The sequence below is a fragment of the Bradyrhizobium commune genome (genome assembly GCF_015624505.1).
GTDB lineage: Bacteria > Pseudomonadota > Alphaproteobacteria > Rhizobiales > Xanthobacteraceae > Bradyrhizobium > Bradyrhizobium commune.
This window is the reverse complement of record NZ_CP061379.1, coordinates 7209477-7228062: the sequence shown is the minus strand read 5'-3', so window position 1 is coordinate 7228062 and position 18586 is coordinate 7209477. Positions and strand designations below refer to the sequence as shown.

At 63.9% G+C, this 18586-nt stretch carries 18 protein-coding genes; 10 read left to right on the top strand and 8 right to left on the bottom strand.

Translation table 11 applies throughout. From position 1 onward, the window contains the following. Positions 1-146: 146 nt before the first annotated feature. On the top strand, positions 147-419 hold the full coding sequence (locus tag IC761_RS36035) for a hypothetical protein (protein WP_246791407.1): 273 nt from the start codon (positions 147-149) through the stop codon (positions 417-419). A gap of 18 nt (positions 420-437) precedes the next feature. Here IC761_RS36035 and IC761_RS33895 read toward each other — a convergent pair whose 3' ends face one another. The 4 genes from IC761_RS33895 to IC761_RS33880 all read right to left on the bottom strand — a co-directional run bounded on the left by IC761_RS33895 (position 438) and on the right by IC761_RS33880 (position 5603). Continuing rightward, positions 438-2057 (bottom strand): ABC transporter ATP-binding protein, encoded by a 1620-nt coding sequence (locus tag IC761_RS33895; RefSeq protein ID WP_195804862.1) that lies wholly within the window; start codon positions 2055-2057, stop codon positions 438-440. 2 nt (positions 2058-2059) lie between these two features. Next, entirely contained in the window at positions 2060-2899 is an 840-nt protein-coding gene (locus IC761_RS33890) for an ABC transporter permease (RefSeq protein ID WP_195800953.1), read from the bottom strand. Further along, complete coding sequence (locus IC761_RS33885; RefSeq protein WP_195800952.1) at positions 2896-3867, bottom strand: ABC transporter permease; 972 nt, start codon at positions 3865-3867, stop codon at positions 2896-2898. The genes IC761_RS33890 and IC761_RS33885 overlap by 4 nt, the downstream gene beginning before the upstream one ends. Positions 3868-4052: 185 nt before the next feature. After that, positions 4053-5603 carry an ABC transporter substrate-binding protein gene (locus IC761_RS33880; protein WP_195800951.1) on the bottom strand — a complete coding sequence of 517 codons (1551 nt, stop codon included), beginning with the start codon at positions 5601-5603 and terminating at the stop codon, positions 4053-4055. A gap of 216 nt (positions 5604-5819) precedes the next feature. On the opposite strand from IC761_RS33880, the gene IC761_RS33875 reads away from it, so the two are divergent. From IC761_RS33875 to IC761_RS33860, 4 genes are all read left to right on the top strand, one after another. Then, entirely contained in the window at positions 5820-6443 is a 624-nt protein-coding gene (locus tag IC761_RS33875; RefSeq protein ID WP_195800950.1) for a TetR/AcrR family transcriptional regulator, read from the top strand. A gap of 254 nt (positions 6444-6697) precedes the next feature. After that, on the top strand, positions 6698-7360 hold the full coding sequence (locus IC761_RS33870) for a DUF3313 domain-containing protein (RefSeq protein WP_195800949.1): 663 nt from the start codon (positions 6698-6700) through the stop codon (positions 7358-7360). Between the two features lie 32 nt (positions 7361-7392). Then, positions 7393-7962, top strand: a complete 570-nt coding sequence (locus tag IC761_RS33865) for a DUF2147 domain-containing protein (protein ID WP_195804861.1) — start codon at positions 7393-7395, stop codon at positions 7960-7962. 224 nt (positions 7963-8186) lie between these two features. Continuing rightward, the gene (locus tag IC761_RS33860; RefSeq protein ID WP_195800948.1) at positions 8187-9026 is read left to right on the top strand and encodes an alpha/beta fold hydrolase; all 840 of its coding nucleotides are present in this window, start codon (positions 8187-8189) and stop codon (positions 9024-9026) included. 1 nt (position 9027) lies between these two features. On the opposite strand, the gene IC761_RS33855 is transcribed toward IC761_RS33860, so the two are convergent. After that, a complete protein-coding gene (locus IC761_RS33855) occupies positions 9028-10578 on the bottom strand; it encodes a winged helix-turn-helix domain-containing tetratricopeptide repeat protein (RefSeq protein WP_195800947.1) in 1551 nt (516 codons plus the stop codon). Between the two features lie 134 nt (positions 10579-10712). Here IC761_RS33855 and mddA point away from each other — a divergent pair, with 134 nt between their 5' ends. Next, on the top strand, positions 10713-11501 hold the full coding sequence (mddA, locus tag IC761_RS33850) for a methanethiol S-methyltransferase (RefSeq protein ID WP_195800946.1): 789 nt from the start codon (positions 10713-10715) through the stop codon (positions 11499-11501). Positions 11502-11591: 90 nt separating this feature from the next. Next, entirely contained in the window at positions 11592-12014 is a 423-nt protein-coding gene (locus IC761_RS33845) for a GFA family protein (RefSeq protein ID WP_195800945.1), read from the top strand. Positions 12015-12058: 44 nt separating this feature from the next. Here the strand turns inward: IC761_RS33845 and IC761_RS33840 are convergent, their stop codons facing one another. Next, positions 12059-13618, bottom strand: coding sequence for a winged helix-turn-helix domain-containing tetratricopeptide repeat protein (locus IC761_RS33840; protein ID WP_195800944.1), 1560 nt, complete (start codon positions 13616-13618; stop codon positions 12059-12061). A 220-nt stretch (positions 13619-13838) separates the two neighbouring features. Continuing rightward, positions 13839-14246: a BA14K family protein gene (locus IC761_RS33835; protein WP_195800943.1), complete on the bottom strand. Its 408-nt coding sequence runs from the start codon at positions 14244-14246 to the stop codon at positions 13839-13841. A gap of 199 nt (positions 14247-14445) precedes the next feature. On the opposite strand from IC761_RS33835, the gene pcaB reads away from it, so the two are divergent. Then, positions 14446-15807, top strand: coding sequence for a 3-carboxy-cis,cis-muconate cycloisomerase (gene pcaB / locus IC761_RS33830; protein ID WP_195800942.1), 1362 nt, complete (start codon positions 14446-14448; stop codon positions 15805-15807). A 113-nt stretch (positions 15808-15920) separates the two neighbouring features. Further along, on the top strand, positions 15921-17177 hold the full coding sequence (locus IC761_RS33825; protein WP_195800941.1) for an aminopeptidase: 1257 nt from the start codon (positions 15921-15923) through the stop codon (positions 17175-17177). 61 nt (positions 17178-17238) lie between these two features. Here the strand turns inward: IC761_RS33825 and IC761_RS33820 are convergent, their stop codons facing one another. Beyond that, a complete protein-coding gene (locus IC761_RS33820; RefSeq protein ID WP_195800940.1) occupies positions 17239-17793 on the bottom strand; it encodes a hypothetical protein in 555 nt (184 codons plus the stop codon). Between the two features lie 238 nt (positions 17794-18031). Here IC761_RS33820 and IC761_RS33815 point away from each other — a divergent pair, with 238 nt between their 5' ends. Continuing rightward, the gene (locus tag IC761_RS33815) at positions 18032-18487 is read left to right on the top strand and encodes a cupin domain-containing protein (RefSeq protein WP_195800939.1); all 456 of its coding nucleotides are present in this window, start codon (positions 18032-18034) and stop codon (positions 18485-18487) included. The last annotated feature ends 99 nt before the right edge of the window (positions 18488-18586 follow it).

Sequence of the window (18586 nt, the reverse complement as noted above, 5' to 3'; positions counted from 1 at the left end):
GGCGTCGTGATGAAGTGTTATCGCCCGCAATGACCGCTTTGCGGCACATTTTGGCGCGCGTGAAGTTGTTGGGGTACTCAGTGCACGAGCGGTTCGACAAGCGAACGGCCGACGCGACCAGGGGACCGTGTCCGAAAGGATCAGCCATGAAGACAATGAGAAACTCCATTGCCGCCCTTATTGCTCTCGGATTGGCGGCGGCGCCATTCGCTGTAGGCGCGCAGACGTCCGCGGCGGGCACACAAGGCAGCGCGACCGGAAGCCCCGGAGCGCCAGCAACGCAGGGCACGACCTATGGAAGTTCTGGACAGACTGTCGGGACCGTTACGGCGCCGTCGATCGGAACGTATAACCGGCCCTCGGTCGGCGTGACCAACTCAGTCCCGACCTGGAATAACACCAACCCGCCGGCCAAGTAACAACTGCGACCGGCTGTCTCACGCCGCTGGCGCGCGCTCTTTCCGACCCGGCACCGCCGCGAGCAGTTCGCGCGTATAGGCATGCTCAGGTGCTGCGAACAGCTGCGCGGTCGGCTTCAGCTCGACGATCGCGCCGCGCTGCATCACCGCGATGCGGTCGCAGATCTGGGCGGCGACGCGCAGATCGTGGGTGATGAACAGCATCGACAGGCCGAGACGCGCCTTGAGGTCTTCGAGCAGCTTTAGCACCTGCGCCTGCACGGAGACGTCGAGCGCGGAGACGGCTTCGTCCGCGACGATGATCTCGGGCTCGAGCGCGAGCGCGCGCGCGATGCCGACGCGCTGGCGCTGGCCGCCGGAGAATTCGTGCGGGTAGCGATCGAGTGCGCCGGCATCGAGGCCCACCATCTTGAGGAGATCGCGGGCGCGATCGAATGCGACCTTCGGATCGGTGCCGGCCGCGATCGGGCCGTCGGCGATGATGTGGCCGATCTTGCGGCGGGGATTGAGCGACGCGAACGGATCCTGAAAGATCATCTGGATGCGATGGCGCTCGGCGCGCAGCGCGTTGCCGGAGAGTGAGGTGAGATCGGTGTCGCCGATCCGCACCGTGCCGCGGTCAGCCTCGATCAGCCGCATCACCAGGCGCGCCACCGACGATTTTCCGGAGCCGGATTCGCCGACAAGGCCGAGCGTCTCGCCTTTGAGGATGTTGAAATTGACCTCGCGCGCGGCATCGACACGGCGGTCTTCGCGAAACCAGCCGCCGGAGGTGACGTAAGTCTTGTCCAGCCCGATCACCTCGACGGCCTTGGGCTGATCGTCGAGCGGCTTGCGGGGCGGCGGGTCCATCGACGGCACGGCGGCGAGCAGCGCCTTGGTGTAGTCATGCTGCGGTTCGTTGAAGACTGTTGCAGCGGGGCCTTCCTCGACCACCTTGCCATGGCGGAGCACCACGACCTGGTCGGCGATGTCGGCGACGACACCAAAGTCGTGGGTGATGAACATCACCGCCATGTTGCGGTTGCGCTGGAGGTTGCGGATCAGCTTCAGGATCTGCGCCTGCGTGGTGACGTCGAGCGCGGTGGTCGGCTCGTCTGCGACCAGCACCGCAGGCTCGAGCGCGAGCGCCATCGCGATCATGGCGCGCTGGCGCTGGCCGCCGGAGAGCTGGTGCGGATAAGCGCGCACGATGCGTTCCGGATCGGGCAGGCCGACCTCACGCGCCAGCGACAGCGCTTTCGCGCGCCGCTCCTTCGGCGTCAGCAGGCCGTGCGCCTCGAACATCTCCGCCATCTGGTCGCCGATCCGCATCAGCGGATTGAGCGCAGTCATTGGTTCCTGGAAGATCATTGCGAGCCGGCGGCCGCGCAGATCGCGCCAGCCGTCATCGTCGAGCTTGAGCAGGTCGCGGCCTTCAAACTGGATCTCGCCGGAGGTGACGTCGACCGTGTCAGGCAGCAACCCCATCAGCGCATGCGCACACATGGACTTGCCGGAGCCGGATTCGCCCACGACGCAAACGATCTTGCCGGGGCGAAGATCGAGTGAGACGCCGTCGACCGCGAAGGGACGCTCGGCGCCCTTGGGCAGCGCGATGCGCAGGTTCTTGATCGAGACGGCGGGCGGGGCGGTCATCATCAGCGTCCCTCCCGCGACAGCCGCGGATTGAGCGCGTCGTTGAGGCCTTCGCCGATCAGGTTCAGCCCGAGCACCGAGATCAGGATCGCAACGCCGGGAAATACTGTGATCCACCAGGCCTGGCGGATCACCGTGCGGCCGGCGCCGACCATGTAGCCCCAGGAGATCAAATTGGGATCGCCGAGGCCGAGGAATGACAGCGAGGATTCCAGCAGGATCGCGGTCGCCACCATCAGCGAGGCCAGCACGATCACCGGCGACAGCGCGTTGGGCAGGATCTCGCGGAGGATGATCCAGGTGTTGCTCTGGCCCGTCACCACCGCGGCCTGGACATATTCACGCGTGCGCAGCGACAGCACCTCGCCGCGGACGAGGCGCGCGACCGGCGGCCAGCTCACCACCGCGATCGAGGCCACGATCGAATAGATCGAGGGTTGCAGGATCGCGACCAGCACGATCGCGAGCGCGAAGCTCGGAATGGTCTGGAAGAATTCGGTAAAGCGCATCAGGGCGTCGTCGACCCTGCCGCCAAAATAGCCGGCCATGGCGCCGATCGGCACGCCGACGACCAGCGCGACCAATGTGGAGACGAGCCCAACGAGCAAGGAGACGCGTGCGCCAAAAATCATGCCGGCGAACACGTCGCGGCCGAGCGCGTCGGTGCCGAGCGGCGCGGTCGAGAGCGTGAAGGGCGGCAGGAACGGCCGTTGCACCATGCGCCAGGGCGAGTTCGGGAACAGCATCGGCCCGAACACCGCGACCGCGATCGCGAGCAACAGGATGATAAGCCCGATGACGCCGCTCGGGCTCCTCAGCATCGATTTCCAGAACTGTTTCATGCGGCGAATTCGATGCGGGGGTCGACCAGGCGATAGACGAGGTCGGTGATGAGGTTGAAGATCAGCACCATGATCGAGCAGGTCACGAAGACACCGAGCAGCAGATTGTAGTCGCGCTGGAGCAGCGCGTCGTACATCAGCCGTCCGATACCGGGCCAGGCGAACACGGTCTCGGTGATGACGGCGCCGCCGATCAGCGTGCCGGCATGCACGCCGGCGAGCGTCACCACGGGCAGCAGCGCGTTGCGCAGCACGTGCCGGCGCTGGATCACGGAGTCCGAGAGCCCCTTGGCGCGCGCGGTCTTGACGAAGTCGAGCCGCTTCACCTCCAGCATCGAGGCGCGCGTCATCCGGGTGTAGGTCGCCATGAAGAACAGGCCGAGCGTCATCGCCGGCATGATCAGGTGTTTTGCGACGTCGACCACATGAGCAAAACCGGTGAGGTTGGCGCCGACCGTCTCGTAGCCGAAGCTCGGCAGCCAGTCGACCGTGACCGAGAACAGCAGGATTCCCATCAACGCTACCCAGAAGATCGGCATGGCGTAGAAGATCAATGCAAAGATGGTGATGCCGGTGTCGAGGAAGGTTCCGGCAAAGCGCGCGGCGAGGGTGCCGAAGAGAACGCCGAGCGCGAGTGAGATTGCGAACGCCGTCATCGTTAACAACAGCGTTGCCGGCAACCGTTCCAAGATTAGTTTTGCCACCGGCGCCTGCTGGCGGAAGGAGAATCCGAGGTCGAGGGTCGCGATGCCCTTGACGTAGATGAAGAGCTGCTCGGGCAGCGGCTTGTCGAGGCCGAACTTTTCGCGGAGCTGCTGGACGAAGACCTGGTCGCTGGCCCCGGCCTCGCCGGCCATCACGACGGCGGGATCGCCGGGCGCGAGCCGGATCAGGAAGAAATTGAGGACGACGATCGCGAGCAGGACGATCACGCCCTTCACGACACGCTGGGCGACGAAGGAGATCATCTAGATTCGAGTGTTCGTTGGGTGAGGCGGTCTCGCCGCGAGGAACACCTCTCCCCGACGGGGAGAGGTCGCGCCGAAGGCGCGGGTGAGGGGGATCAGGTCCGACGAGGGAGCGTAAACCCTCACCCGGATCGCATCTAGCAATGCGATCCGACCTCTCCCTGCGGGAGAGGTGGGCACCGCGCTCACTTGTCGAGCCATGTGTCCTTGAAACCGTCATTGACCCCGATCCCCGTGGTGATCAGGTTCTTGACCTTGCAGCGGGTGATGGTCGGGAATTGCAGCTCGAGCATCCAGGCCACCGGCACGTCCTCGACCAGGATCTTCTGCGCCTTCTCGTAGATCTCCTTGCGCTTGGAGTCGGGTGTTGCCACTGCGCCGTCGGCGAACAGCTTGTCGATCTCCGGGTTGGAATAACCCTCGACATTGTTAAACACTTGGCCCTTCGCGATGTTGCTGGAGATGTAGTTGCGGCCGACGCCGAGTGCGGGATCGCCATACTGGTAGAGATAGGTGAAGGCGATGTCGTAATCCCAGTCACCGATCTTCTGATTGCCGCCGGCGACGTCGGTCGAGATCGTCTCGATGTTCATGCCGACGTCCATCAGGTTCTGCTTCACGGCTTCACCCCAGCGCTGCCAGGTCTCCCCATAGGCGAGCGGCAGGATGCGGATCTTCTCGCCCTTGTAGCCGGCTTCCTTCAGCAGCGCCTTGGCCTTGGACGGGTCATAGGGATATTTCTGCACGTCGTCGGTGTAGTATTTGATGGTCGATGCCGACGGACCGGTCGCGACCTTGCCGAGCCCGTTCCAGATCACGTCCTTGGCGAAATCGCGGTCGATCGCGTACATGACTGCCTGACGCACCCGCTTGTCGGCGAGCGGACCCTGGCGGTTGTTCAGCCACAGCCAGGCCAGTGGCGAGAAGAACTCCCACCCCGCGCCGGTTACGCAGGTGTCTTTGAGCTTAGACAGCCGCGGCACGTCAAAGTTCTCGACCGAGCCGCCGGGCAACACGTCGACCTTGCCGGTCTCATACGCCACCGAGCGCGCGGCGGCGTCGGGGATGATCTGCCAGTAGATCTCGTCGATATAGGGCTTGCCCTTCTCGTAATAGTTGGGGTTCTTGACCAGCCGGATGAACGAGCCCTTCTGCCATTCCTTGAACATGAAGGGACCGGTGCCGACCGGCGCGTTGTTGTAGGGGTTGGTCTTCCAGTCGGTGCCTTCATAAAGATGCTTCGGCACCATCGGCATCGAGCCGACCTCGAAGATACCGAGGAACGGGCCGAACGGCTGCTTCAGCGTGAAGACCACCGTATGATCGTCCGGTGCCTCGATCTTATCGACCTGTGCCAGGTTGGTGCGGGCACGGGCGTGTGTCTGCTTCAGCATCTCGATCGAGAACAGCACGTCGGCCGAGGTGAAGGGCTTGCCGTCATGCCAGGTGACGCCCTTGCGGAGCTTGAAGGTGTAGGTCTTGGCGTCCTCGCTGACGCTCCAGCTCTCGGCGAGCTCCGGAAGCGGCTCGAGCTTGGGGCTGTAGCGCAACAGGCCCTCGAAAATGTTGCCCGACACCATCTGGGTCGGACCGTTCTGGATCATCGCAAGCATCAGGCCGGGCGGCTCGGGCTGGATCACCGCATTGATCACGCCGCCCATTTTCGGCTCTTGCGCCAGTGCCGAGGCCGTGAGGCCGCAAGCCAGGAGGAGACCAAGCAACACTCGTTTTGGCATGTCGTATCTTTCTCAAGCGAGACCGGCCGCAAACGCTTCGCTACGTCCTCGCGCGCGAAGCGACGGCCAGCCCATCCCAGTCCCCATCCACCATCGAGGCTCACACAGTCTCATTCGGCGCCGCAAGATGAAAGTCTCGACAGTGTTCGCACAAAAAATGTACAGCGCGTCCTGTTTTCACTTGATTCATTGTCCTGTCACGGAGACAAGTCCGCCATGGACAATGCCACACGCTCCGAACGGTCTCGCAACGCCGCGCTCGATGCGGCCATCGCGATCATTGCGCGCGACGGGCCCGGCCGGCTGACGCTCGATGCGATTGCGCGGGAGAGCGGCCTGAGCAAGGGCGGCGTGATGCACCAGTTCCGTACCAAGGAAGCAGTGCTGAAGGCATTGCTCGAGCGGCAGATGGCGCATTTCGAGGAGTTTTCGACGCCATACCGCGCGAAAGCGCGCGCCGAGTCCGAAAACCCCGAGCTTGCCACCGAGATCGCCACGGTGAGGGAGGCCGCCAACACGCCGAATTCGGCTGCGCTCGCGTTGCTCGCGGCCATGGTGGAGAATCCGGATCTGATGGCGCTGCCGCGCGAGAGCGATCTGAAGACGATTGCGGCTATCAAGGCCGAGGCTGCCGATCCGGATCTCGCCATGCTGCGCTGGGCCGCGGCGAGGGGGCTTCTGCTGGGCGCGCTGTTCGGCATGTCGCCGATCGGAAAGGCGGAGCGCGAGCGCCTGTTCGTGCGCCTGCTCGACGACAGCCAGTGGGGCGTGCTGGAAAAGCCGGCCAGGCCGCGCGCCAGCGCGACGCCGAGGGCCACAACCCCGCGCAAACGCGCCTGATTCATCGTTAACGCATTCTTGCCGGTCGCTGCCCAAAGCCGCGCCTGCGGCCAAATGTGTCGGGATGCAATTTCCGCACTTTACAAACCAACTGGTCGGTTTTATAACTGGAAACACTGAGGCGGCCCAAGGCGTCTGACATGGCCCCGGACGATGCCTCGGGCTGGCAATGGTGAAGGCCGCAGCCGCGTCTGGTCCCGTAAACGCGGCTGCGGTCGCCATCGCCCTTCGAAAAGCCAAGAGGAGTGTCTGGAATGGATCGCTCGATCGCCCTGCGCGGTCTGGGAACGCTGATGCTTGGCGCGGCCGTGGCCGGCTGCGCCTCGGTTGCGCCGGTGCCCTATTCGGAGATGGCGTCCTCCGCCTATATGGCGCCGGACAATTCGGATGCGTCCGGGCGCGTGCCCTACCGCTATTCCACGCAGACCGACTGGCGCACCTATAATAAAGTCATCCTCGAGCCCGTCGTGGTCTACCGCGGCAAGGACCACCAGTTCGCCGACATCTCCGATAAGGACAAGGCGACGCTTGCTGCCTATATGCAGACCCGCTTCGCCGAGCGGCTGCGCGGCCGCTTCATGCTGGTGCGCGAGCGCGCGCCGAACACGCTGCGAATCCGGCTGACGCTGACCGGCGCCGTCACCAACACACCGGTGCTCGGTACGCTCTCCCGCTTCGACATGGCGGGCGCCGTCTACAACGGCGTGCAGGCCGCGCGTGACGGCGAAGGGATGATGACCGGCTCAGTCATCTACGGCGTCGAGATCTTCGACGCCACGACCTCGCGCCTGCTCTCCGCCTATGTCACCAAGCAATACCCGGGCGCCTACGACATCAAGGCGAGCGTCGGCGCGCTCGCGGCCGCCAATGCCGGTGTCGACAAGGGCGCCGATGCGCTGCTGGCGCAACTGAACTGACGCCGCAACCCATCCAACCAAAGGTGCCGTTGATCAACTTCGTCCTTCGCTTCGTGCTGCGCGTCGCCATCACCATCGCGATGATGATTCTTGGTGGTCGCGCCGGCGCGGTCACGCCCAACGATCCCAGCGGCACCTGGCTGGTCGAGGATGGGCGGGCCCGTGTCAGGCTCGAGCGCTGCGGCCCATCGCGCGACCGCATCTGCGGTTTCATCGTCTGGATGAAGGAGCCGGCCGACAAGCGCGGCCTGCCCTATCGCGACAAGGAAAATCCCGATCCCGACAAGCGCGCCCGCGCACTGCTCGGCCATCAGCTGATCATGGGCTTGCAGGCGACGCCCGAGGGCCGATTTGCCGGCGAAATCTACAATGCCGAGGACGGCAAGTTCTATTCGGTCTCGCTGTGGCGCGACTCGGCGGATCGGCTCAAGCTCAGGGGATGCCTGATCAAGCTGTTGTGCCAGACCCAGACCTGGCAGCAGACCCTCGACGTCCAGCCCGGCCAGCTCGTCGGCCTCACCGGCGACCTCAACGGCCCCCGCGCCGACAAGGAATGGGCGCAAGTGCCGCCGCCGAAGCCGACGCAAGCAAAGGCGAAGTAGAGCCGTCCCTCGTCAGGTCGATGATGTATCCCGCGGCGTCGCCGCGAATTCCGTCATTGCGCGCGCGAAGCAATCCAGAATGCATCCGAGGAAAGACTCTGGATTGCTTCGCTGCGCTCGCAATGATGATGTCGAGACGGTTGCGTGCGGACGGGCGGTAGCGCTGCCGGGCGCGGCGTGTCAGATTGGTTGGCGATCAAGATCGCGAACTATATGGGGGCCACATGGTCGACCAATCCTTTCCCGGTCCAAATCTGCGCCCGTTGAGTTTACAGATCGAGGCGAAGACCATTGCCGGCTTTGAAAGCGCGGGCACGGGACGCCCGATCCTGCTGATCCACGGCAACTCGTCCTCGTCCCACATTTGGCAGAAGCAGTTACAGGGGCCGCTTGGCGCCAAATATCGTGTGATCGCGATCGATCTGCCGGGCCATGGCGCATCATCGCCGCCGCCTCATCCCGAGACGGATTATTCCGGAACCGGCTATGCCGCCGCGATTGCCGCCGTCGCCCGCGTGCTCGATCTCAGGAGTGCTGTCGTCGTCGGCTGGAGCCTCGGCGGCCATGCGGTGCTCAATGCCGCTTCCTTGCTGCCGATGGCGGCCGGTCTGATGATCTTTGGCACGCCGCCGGTTGGACACGGACCGGAGGCCTTTGCCGGCTTCAAGAACCTGTCGCCCACGGCGTTCACGGCCGCGCCGACCGAGGCGCAGATCGAGGCGTGGGTTCACACTGCGTTCGCCCCGGGTTACGCGTCGATCCCGGCTTTCGTCGTGGACGATTTCCGCAGGACCGACGGCAATGCGCGCGCCTGTCTCGGTGCGGTCGCGCAGGCAGGTGGCCTCGCCGACGAAGTCGAGATCGTGCGCAATCTGAAAATTCCGCTGGCGATCGCGCAGGGCGGCGACGAGCAGATCGTCGATCTCGGCTATCTCCAGCGCCTGCCCGCGCCGACCCTGTGGCGCAGCAAGGTCCAGGTCGTCGATGGCGCCGGCCACTCCACCCAATGGGAGAAGCCGGAAGCATTCGACGCGCTTCTCGATGCTTTTGCGTCGGGTGTGTGAGCTACCTTAACCCTGCTCGTCTGAATCCCTCCAGATAATGCTCGCGATCCGCATCGTTGGCCCATGGCAGCTGCGTGGCGATCCAGTGCAGCGAGATGTTCGGCTGGGTGCGGCGGAGTTCCCCTAGCGCCATCTCGGCGAGCGCGCAGTCACCGGTCATGCCGGCGGAGACGGCAAGCACGCGATAGGCGCCGGTGAGGTCGCCGCGGTGGCGGATCGCCTCGCGCGCCAGCGTGATGGCCTCGTCATAGTGATGCTCGGTGAAGCGCGCATAGCCGGCGATGCCGTAATAGATCGCCAGTGACGGATCGCGCGGTGACAGCCGGATCGCCCTCTGCGCCGCGTCGTACGATTCCCGCGACCGCCCGGCATAGGACAGCGCCAGCGCGTAATAGCCCTGCGCCAGCGAGAAGTTCGGATTGAGTGCGAGCGCCTGCTCGAACTCGGACAGCGCGTCGGACAGCCTTCGCGTCGAGAAGCAGACGCTGCCAAGCGCCGTGTGCGCCCAGGCATCCTCATGGTCGCACCGCACCGCGGCCAGAGCTGCGGCCTCAGCGATCGGCGCCGTCGTGGCAAGCTCGGCCCAGCCGAGATGCACGCCGAACATATGGCTCGCCGCCAGCACCGATAGTGCCTGCCCGTAATTCGCATCGATCGAAATCGCGCGCTCGAGCAGTGCCTGCGCGGCCGCGTGATCCTGCTGCGTCACGCGCCAGTAATGCGACAGCGCGCGCATCAACAGGTCCCATGCATCCAGGCTCGCGGGCGGCTTGCGGCGGGTGCGGAAATTCTCCGCCGCATGGATCTGCGGCTCGATCGCGGCGACGATGGCGTTGGTGATCTCGTCCTGCACGGCGAAGACGTCGACCAGCTCGCGGTCGTAGCGCTCGGCCCAGAGATGGCCACCGGTGGTGGCGTCGTTGAGTTGCGCGGTGATGCGCACGCGGTTCTCCGCCTTGCGCACGCTGCCCTCGACGATGTAACGGACGCCGAGTTCCTCGGCGATCTGCCTGATGTGGACGGCCCGCCCCTTGTAGGTGAAGGACGAGTTGCGGGCGATCACCATGAACCAGCGCTGCTTCGACAGCGCGGTGAGGATGTCCTCGCTGATCCCGTCGCCGAAATATTCCTGCGCCGGATCGCCGCTCATGTTCTCGAAGGCGAGCACGGCGATGCCCGGCCGGTCGGTCACGACGCGCGCGGGAGCGAGCGGGGTCCCGGCCGGCGCAAGTGAAGGTGCCGCTTCTTCCCGAACGTCGCCGACGAAGCGGAACCCCTTGCGCGGGATCGTCTTGATCAGCCGCTGTGTCGCGCCGTCGTCGCCCAGCGCCTTTCGCGCGGCGTTGATCCGGCTGTTCAGTGCGGAATCCGAGACGATGCGGTCGCTCCAGATCTGGCTGATCAGGTCATCCTTGCTGACCACACGGGCGCGCTGTGCGACCAGGTAAAGCAGCAGGTCGAACACCTGCGGCTGCAACGGAATGGCCGCACCGTCGCAGGTGAGCTCGCGCAGATCGCCGTCGAGTACGTTGTTTTCAAAGAGAAATCGCACGTTTCTGTCGTCTCAAGCAAAAATCAAAGTCGTCTCAGGCGAAAATCAACCGTCCGCGAAAGTCAGGGGACGTCCGATGCGGCATGGTGCAGCGACCAATGAAGTGCCGATGTTTTGGCACAACGGAGCTGTTTATGACCCAAATTGATCATCAGGTTCATTCCCTGCGGCCCGATTTTTCGGGTTCGAAAGTTTTCAAGTTCATCGCCTTTCTGTACGGAATTGCGGCGTATCTCGTGTTTTTCGTCACCATTCTCTACGCCATCGGATTCGTGATGGGGCTGGTGGTGCCGAAGAGCATCGACACCGGAACCGACACGCCGACGGTTGAAGCCGTCATCATCAATCTCCTTCTGATGGCGCTGTTTGCCGTTCAACACAGCGTGATGGCGCGGCAGCGTTTCAAGGCATGGTGGACGCAATTCGTCCCCAAGCCGGTCGAGCGCTCGACCTATGTGCTGCTGGCGAGCCTGTCGCTGCTCCTCCTGTTCTGGCAGTGGCGTCCGCTGCCGACCATCATATGGGACGTTGCAAATCCCGATTTCGCCGTGACGCTGGTCACGCTGTCGCTCGCGGGCTGGGTGCTGGTGTTCACCTCGACCTACATGATTAATCACTTCGAATTGTTCGGCCTCAATCAGGTGACCAACCATCTCGTCGGCAGGGAAGCGGCGCCGGCGACCTTCAAGACGCCGATGCTCTACAAATTCGTCCGTCATCCGATCTATCTCGGCTTCATCATCGCCTTCTGGGCGGCACCGACCATGACCGCAGGCCATCTGCTGTTCGCGGCCGTGACCACGATCTACATCCTGCTCGGCATCGCGCTGGAGGAGCGCGACCTCGTCGCTCTCTTCGGCGACGAATACCGGCAGTACAAACAACGTGTGTCGATGCTTATTCCCTGGCGCCGGTCAGTATAGCCGCCGCAACGTGCCGCGCGTCCGCCGAACGGAGGACGTGCGCCGGACTTTCACTTCATCCCAATTGAAATTTAAACGAGAAAGAATCCAATGAAACATGTCGGAAACTGCTTCTGCGGCGCCGTCACGATCGAGGTCACGGGTGAGCCGGCGGCGATGGGCTATTGCCATTGCCGCTCCTGCCGCTCCTGGTCGGGCGGGCCGGTCAACGCCTTCAGCCTGTGGAAGCCGGAAGCCGTGCGCATCACCGGAGGCGCCCAGCACGTCGAGACGTTCGTCAAGACGCCGCTGAGCCAGCGCAAATACTGCAAGAAGTGCGGCGGTCATCTCATGACCAATCACCCGCCGCTCGATTTGATCGACGTGTTTGCCGCCACCATCCCCACGCTCGCCTTCGCGCCCGGCGTCCACGTCAATTATTCCGAGACGGTGCTGCCGATGCGCGACGGCCTTCCCAAGCTGAAGGATTTCCCCGCCGAATTCGGCGGCAGCGGCGAGATGGTGATGGAGTGATGTGCTTTCTCCCCCGCCCCTAAACGGGGAGAGGGAGAAATTCTCTACCCCATGCCGGCGCGCTGGAACCCTTCCAGATAATGCGCGCGATCCTCTTCCCGTTGCATCGGCAGCTCGCGCGTGATCCAGGCCAAAGAGATACCGGGCTGGGCACGCCGCAACCCTTGCAGTGCGGACGCTGCGAGAGCCGGATCGCCGAGCATGCCGGCCGCCGCCGTCAGCACGCGATGCGCGCCGACGAAATCAGCGCGCTGCCGCATCGATTCGCGCGCCAGCTGCACGGCTTCCTCATAATTGTGGCCGATGAACTGGGCGTAAGCGGCAATGCCGCAATAGATCCCGGCAAGCGGATCGCGTGGGCTGAGCTGCAATGCACGGCGGGCGGCGGCATCGCCGTCCTGCCAACGCCCCGCATAACTCAGCGTCACGCCGTAGAAGGCGTGTGCCATCGCGAAATTCGGATTGAGCTTGAGTGCGAGCTCGAACTCCGCCAGCGCGTCGTCGAAGCGGCGGCGGAATAGATAAGTATAGGCGAGGCCGTGATGGGCCCAGGCATCCTCGCGATCGGCCTCGACCGCCGCAAGCGCCGCGCGTTCGGCCACCGGCACGGTTGCGCCCATGTCGGCCCAGCCCATATGCGCGCCGAAGATGCGGCTGGTGGCGAGCAGGCCCAGCGCCTTGCCATAGGCGGGGTCGATCGCGATCGCCTGTTCGAGCAGCGCCTGCGCCGACGCATTGTCCTCGCGCGTGATGCGCCAGTAATGCGACAGCGCGCGCATCAGAAAATCCCAGGCGTCCAGGCTGCCCGGTGGCTTCTGCTGGGCGCGGAAGCTCTCGGCGGCGTAGAGCTGCGGCTCGATCGCGGCGACGATGGCTTCGGTGATCTCGTCCTGCACGGCAAAGATGTCGGCGAGCTCGCGGTCGTATCGCTCGGCCCAGAGGTGGCCGCCGGTCGAGGTGTCGTTGAGCTGCGCGGAGATGCGCAGGCGATCCCCGCTCCGTCGCACGCTGCCCTCGAGCACATAGCGCACGCCGAGCTCGCGCGCGATCTCGTGAATGTGCACGGCGCGGCCCTTGTAGACAAAGGAGGAGTTGCGCGCGACGACGAAGAACCAGCGCAGCTTCGACAGCGCGGTGATGATGTCCTCGCTGATGCCGTCGGAGAAATAATCCTGCTCGCGGTCGTCGCTCATGTTGGTGAACGGCAGCACCGCGATCGCGGGCCGGTCGGGCAGTGCGAGCATCGCTTGCGGCGCCGTCACGTTGCGGACCAGCTCCGGCGTGGTCGCAGCGAGCTTGGTCTCGACATTGCCGACGAAGCGGAAGCCCTTGCGCGCGATGGTGCGGATCAGCGTCTGGCTCGCGCCGCTGTCACCGATCGCCTTGCGCGCCGCGTTGATCCGGCTGGTGAGAGTGGACTCGGACACGCTGCGGCCGTGCCAGATCTTGTCGATCAGCTCGTCCTTGCTGACGACCCGGTCGCGGTTTTCCATGAGGTGGACGACGAGGTCGAAGACCTGCGGCTCCACAGCGATGGGAACCTGCTCGCGGCTCAGCTCGCGCAGGTCGGTGTCGAGAAGGTGGTCCCGGAACAAGAACTGCACGTCGAAAACTCAGACCCCACGGCGACATCAGGCAATGATGAAATCAAAATGGATTTCCGCGTGAAGTCTGTGAGTCCACCGAGAGGTCGGCGCGGTTCATCGCAGTTGCAAGATGGCTGCTATGCCATTTGCGCCGAGGAATAAAATCTGAGTTAGAATGTAACGGTCCCGGTCAGATTGTCGCAGCACCCGGACGTGATCCGGGTGCTGCGGCTGCGCATCACGGGCAGGGATGACGCCGTCCGTCGTTGCCGAGATAGGTGCCGGTGTTGGGATTGTAGGATTTGTACCGCTGCATGCAGTACTGCACGTCGCCTTCCGGCGGCGGACCATAGGCGACGGGCGGCGGCGGATCGCCCGGCCCGTAATAATAAGATGAGCCGTAATAGTAGGGCGCAGCGACCGCGCCGCCGACGATTGCGCCAGCCGCCAGTCCGCCGACGAATGCGCCGCCGCCCCAGCCCCAGCCGCGGTGTCCGTACCAGCGCACCTGCTCGATCTGCCCGGGCGCAACTCGCATCATCGCCAGCGGTTGACTGATCGGTGCCGCCGACGCCGTCGTCAGTGTCGCGGTCGACAGGCTCGCCAGCAGACAAGCTCCAGCAACGAGGCGAAACGATTTCAGCATTGAGGTCTCCTCGTCGTGCGGCGGCCGTCGCGCCGCGCGACAAGTGATAGTGCAACTCGACAGGCGCGCTGAATTAAAGTTTGGACAGGATGCAAACGGATATGCGAGCGATGTGTGACGAACGGTGAATGTTCATTGCCGAACGCCATAGCCAGCGTAAGCTGTCACCTCACACAACAACAGCCGTGAAGAAACGCTCATGCCCGCTTTTCCTGCCGCCACCACCGTGCTCGACTCCATGCTGTTTCGCGATGCCTTCGGCACGCCCGCGATGCGGGCGGTGTTTTCCGATGTCGTGCTGGTCGCGCGTTACGCAGAGGTCGAAGTGGCGCTGGCGAAGGCGGAGGCGCGATGCGGTGTGATCCCGCAAGAGGCTGCCGACGCGATCGCGGCGCGGACGAATGTTGCCGCGTTCGATTTCGAGCTGCTGCGGGAGGAGACCGACATCGTCGGCTACCCGATCCTGCCGCTGGTGCATCAGATGGTGAAACAATGCGGTGAGGCCGGCCGCTACGTGCATTGGGGCGCGACCACGCAGGACATCATGGACACCGCCGTGGTGCTGCAATTGCGCGCCGGCTTCGAAATCATCGAGCGTGACATCGCCGAACTGCGCAAAATCCTCGCCGATCTCTCCAGGCGTTATCGCGACACGCCGATGGCCGGGCGCACCCATCTCCAGCAGGCGCTGCCGGTGACGTTCGGCTACAAGACCGCGATCTGGCTCGCGATGTTCGATCGTCACGCCGAGCGGCTGGCGCAATTGAAGCCGCGCGTGCTGGTCGGACAGTTCGCCGGCGCCGCCGGGACGCTGGCCTCGCTCGGCGACAGGGGCTTTGAGGTGCAGGAAGCGCTCTGCGCCGAGCTGAAGCTCGGCGTGCCCGCCTCGACCTGGCATGTCGCGCGCGATGGTTTTGCCGAGGCCGTGAATTTTCTGGCGCTCGTCACCGGCTCGCTCGGCAAGATCGCGCTCGACATCATGATCATGGCGTCAACCGAATTCGCCGAAGTTTACGAACCCTTCGTCAAGGGGCGCGGCGCCTCCTCGACCATGCCGCAGAAGCGCAACCCGATCTCTTCGGAGCTGATGCTCGCAGCAAGCAAGGCCGTGCGTCAGCACGCCGGCCTGATGCTGGACGCGATGGTGCAGGATTTCGAGCGCGCCACCGGTCCGTGGCACGCCGAATGGATGGCGATCCCGGAAAGCTTCGTGCTGACCGCCGGCGCGCTGCACCAGGCGAAGTTCGCGCTCGCCGGTCTTATCGTGGACGAAGCCAGGATGAACGACAATCTCGCCCTTAGTCGGGGTCTGATTGTGGCCGAAGCGGTCATGATGGGGCTCGCGCCGCAGATCGGCCGGCAGGAGGCGCACGATGTCGTTTATGACGCCTGCCGGCTCGCCAATGAGAAGGGGCTCACTCTGGCCGATGCGCTGTCGGCCGATCCGCGCGTTTCGAGCAGAATCGACCGCGCCACCATCGAGGCGCTGACCTCACCGAAAAATTACCTCGGCCTTGCGCCCGCCATGGTCGACCGTGTGCTGAAATCGGCAACGCGTTGAAAACCAAAATGCGCGAAATTGCGTATCTTTAACGGTTAGCAAGACGCTCGCACACTTGTGTCTTGCGATGCTAGACTTAGATTGAACGAGAGATTTTCGGCAAAGGACCCGGCATGACCGATCAACGCAATTCCGTCACTTCCATCGATCCCACGAAGCTCGATCGGCTGGCCGAGGTGGCGGTGAAGGTGGGACTGGGCTTGCGACCGGGACAGGACCTGTTGCTGACGGCGCCCGCGATCGCGCTGCCACTGGTGCGGCGGATTGCCGTGCACGCCTACAAGGCCGGCGCCGGCATCGTGACGCCGATCCTTTCCGACGAGGAGATGACGCTGGCGCGCTATCGCCACGGTCACGACAACAGCTTCGATCGCGCCGCCGGCTGGCTCTACGAGGGCATGGCGAAAGCGTTCTCGGACAACACCGCGCGTCTTGCCATTGTCGGCGACAATCCGATGCTGCTGTCGGGTGAGGATCCTTCGAAGGTCGCCCGCGCCAGCAAGGCCAATTCCATGGCCTATCAGCCGGCGCTGGAAAAGATCGTCAATTTCGACACCAACTGGAACATCATCGCCTATCCGAGTCCGTCCTGGGCCAAGCAGGTGTTTCCCAACGATCCCGAGGACGTCGCGATCGGCAAGCTTGCGGATGCGATCTTCGCGGCGTCCCGCGTCGATCGCGAGGATACGATGGCCAATTGGGCGAGCCACAATGCGGTGCTGCGCGAGCGCACCAACTGGCTCAACGGCCAGCGCTTCCGTGCGCTGCAATATTCAGGGCCCGGCACCGACCTCACCATCGGGCTTGCCGACGGCCACGAATGGGAAGGCGGCGCCTCGCTCTCCAAGAACGGCATCAGCTGCAACGCCAACATCCCGACCGAGGAAGTCTTCACCACGCCGCATAGCCGGCGCGTCTATGGCCATGTCGTGAGCTCGAAGCCGCTGTCCTACCAGGGCACGCTGATCGACAACATTGCGGTGCGCTTCGAGGACGGCAAGATCGTCGATGCGAAGGCCTCGCGCGGCGCCGAGGTGCTGAACAAGGTGCTCGACACCGACGAAGGCGCGCGCCGTCTCGGCGAGGTGGCGCTGGTGCCGCATTCCTCGCCGATCTCGCAGAGCGGGCTGTTGTTCTACAACACGCTGTTCGACGAGAACGCAGCCTCGCACATCGCGCTCGGCCAGTGCTATTCGAAGTGCTTCGTCAATGGCGCCCAGCTCACGCCGCAGCAGATCGCAGCCCAGGGCGGCAACCAGAGCCTGATCCATATCGACTGGATGATCGGCTCGGCCGAGACCGACATCGACGGTATTTTGGCTGATGGCAGCAAGGTGCCGGTGTTCCGCAAGGGCGAGTGGGCGAAGTAACGCGCATGATCTCGAAAACTGGGAACCGGTTTTCGGATCAGATCATGCGCAATCAGAAGAGCTACGCCGCCGCGTCGCGCAGCATCGGGTTGTTGTCGATGCTGAAGCGGTTGAACAGCGTCGTGAACGGGCTGCCGTCGGTGGCCCGCACGATGGCGTCGGACGCGGCGACCGCCTCGTAGAGTGCGCCGACCGGATCGTCCGGTTCGGGCAAGTCGAGCGCGCTTCGGATTTCCTTGCGGGCTTCGTTGACCTCATCCTCGTCGTCGAGCGTCGCTTCCAGCGCGATCGCCGCGCGACGCATTTCCGCGAGGTCGCCGCCCGCTGAGAATTTGAGGATGTCGAGCCAATAGGGACGGGCCACGACGAGCTGGACGAAGGCCTCGAAACCATTTGCGATGATCCCGGCGCGACCCTCGGACGACACGTAGAGCACATGTTCCGACGGCAGCAGCACGAAGGCGCCGCCGGCGCCGTCGCCGGCGATCTGTTGGGGCTTGTCGATACCGTCGATGGCGAACCAGGGCTCCTCGTCCGGTTCGAAGGAGATGTCGAAGCTGCCGAGCCGCGTGACGACCTCCCTGTTGACGGCCAGAACCTCGGGGGTGAGGGGCATCGGGGTGGCTCCTTCCTGGGTGGCGTTCGCGCATTTTGTCGCACCCCGGAAAAGATGGGTTCATATGCGCGAATTTGCGGTCAAATCGGCACGTTAGGCCCTTCGCACTTGCAACTTGCGGCTGATTGTCGGGGCCTGCGTAAGGAAGAATTAAAAACCGGCTACTAGCGTTCCCACATCTTTCGAGACAATCCGGGTCCGACCCCGGTCATACTTAGTCTATCTCCTGGGGAAGCAGATGTCGCGCGCGTTGATTGAAGCCGGTAGTTGTAATGTGGATCTGGAACTGCGGCCGATTGAGCCGGCCTGGATCATCCAGGGCAACCCGGTGTCGCGTTCGCACATCCTGTCGACCAGCTCGGACGGGACCTCCTCGACCATCATCTGGTCCTGCACCGAAGGCCGCTTCAACTGGTACTATGATTTCGACGAGACGATCATGATCCTGGAAGGATCGATCGTGCTGGAGAGCGATGGGCTCCCGCCGAAGCGCTATGGCGTCGGCGATGTGATCTTCTTCCGCGACGGCGCGCACGCCAAATGGCATGTCGAGGGCCACGTCAAGAAGATCGCCTTCTGCCGCAAGACCAACCCGGTCGTGATCGGCTTCATGGTCCGCGTCGTCAACAAGCTCAAGCGGATGTTCCTCTCGCCCGGCGAGCGCCGCCCTGCGACCCTCATGGGTGCGGGTTAATTAGAGCATGATCCGGAAAAGTGTGAAGCGGTTTTCCGAAAAGATCGTGCTCAACTAACTAAGTTTCTCGGACGCTTCCCAGCGGCCACGACGGAAGAG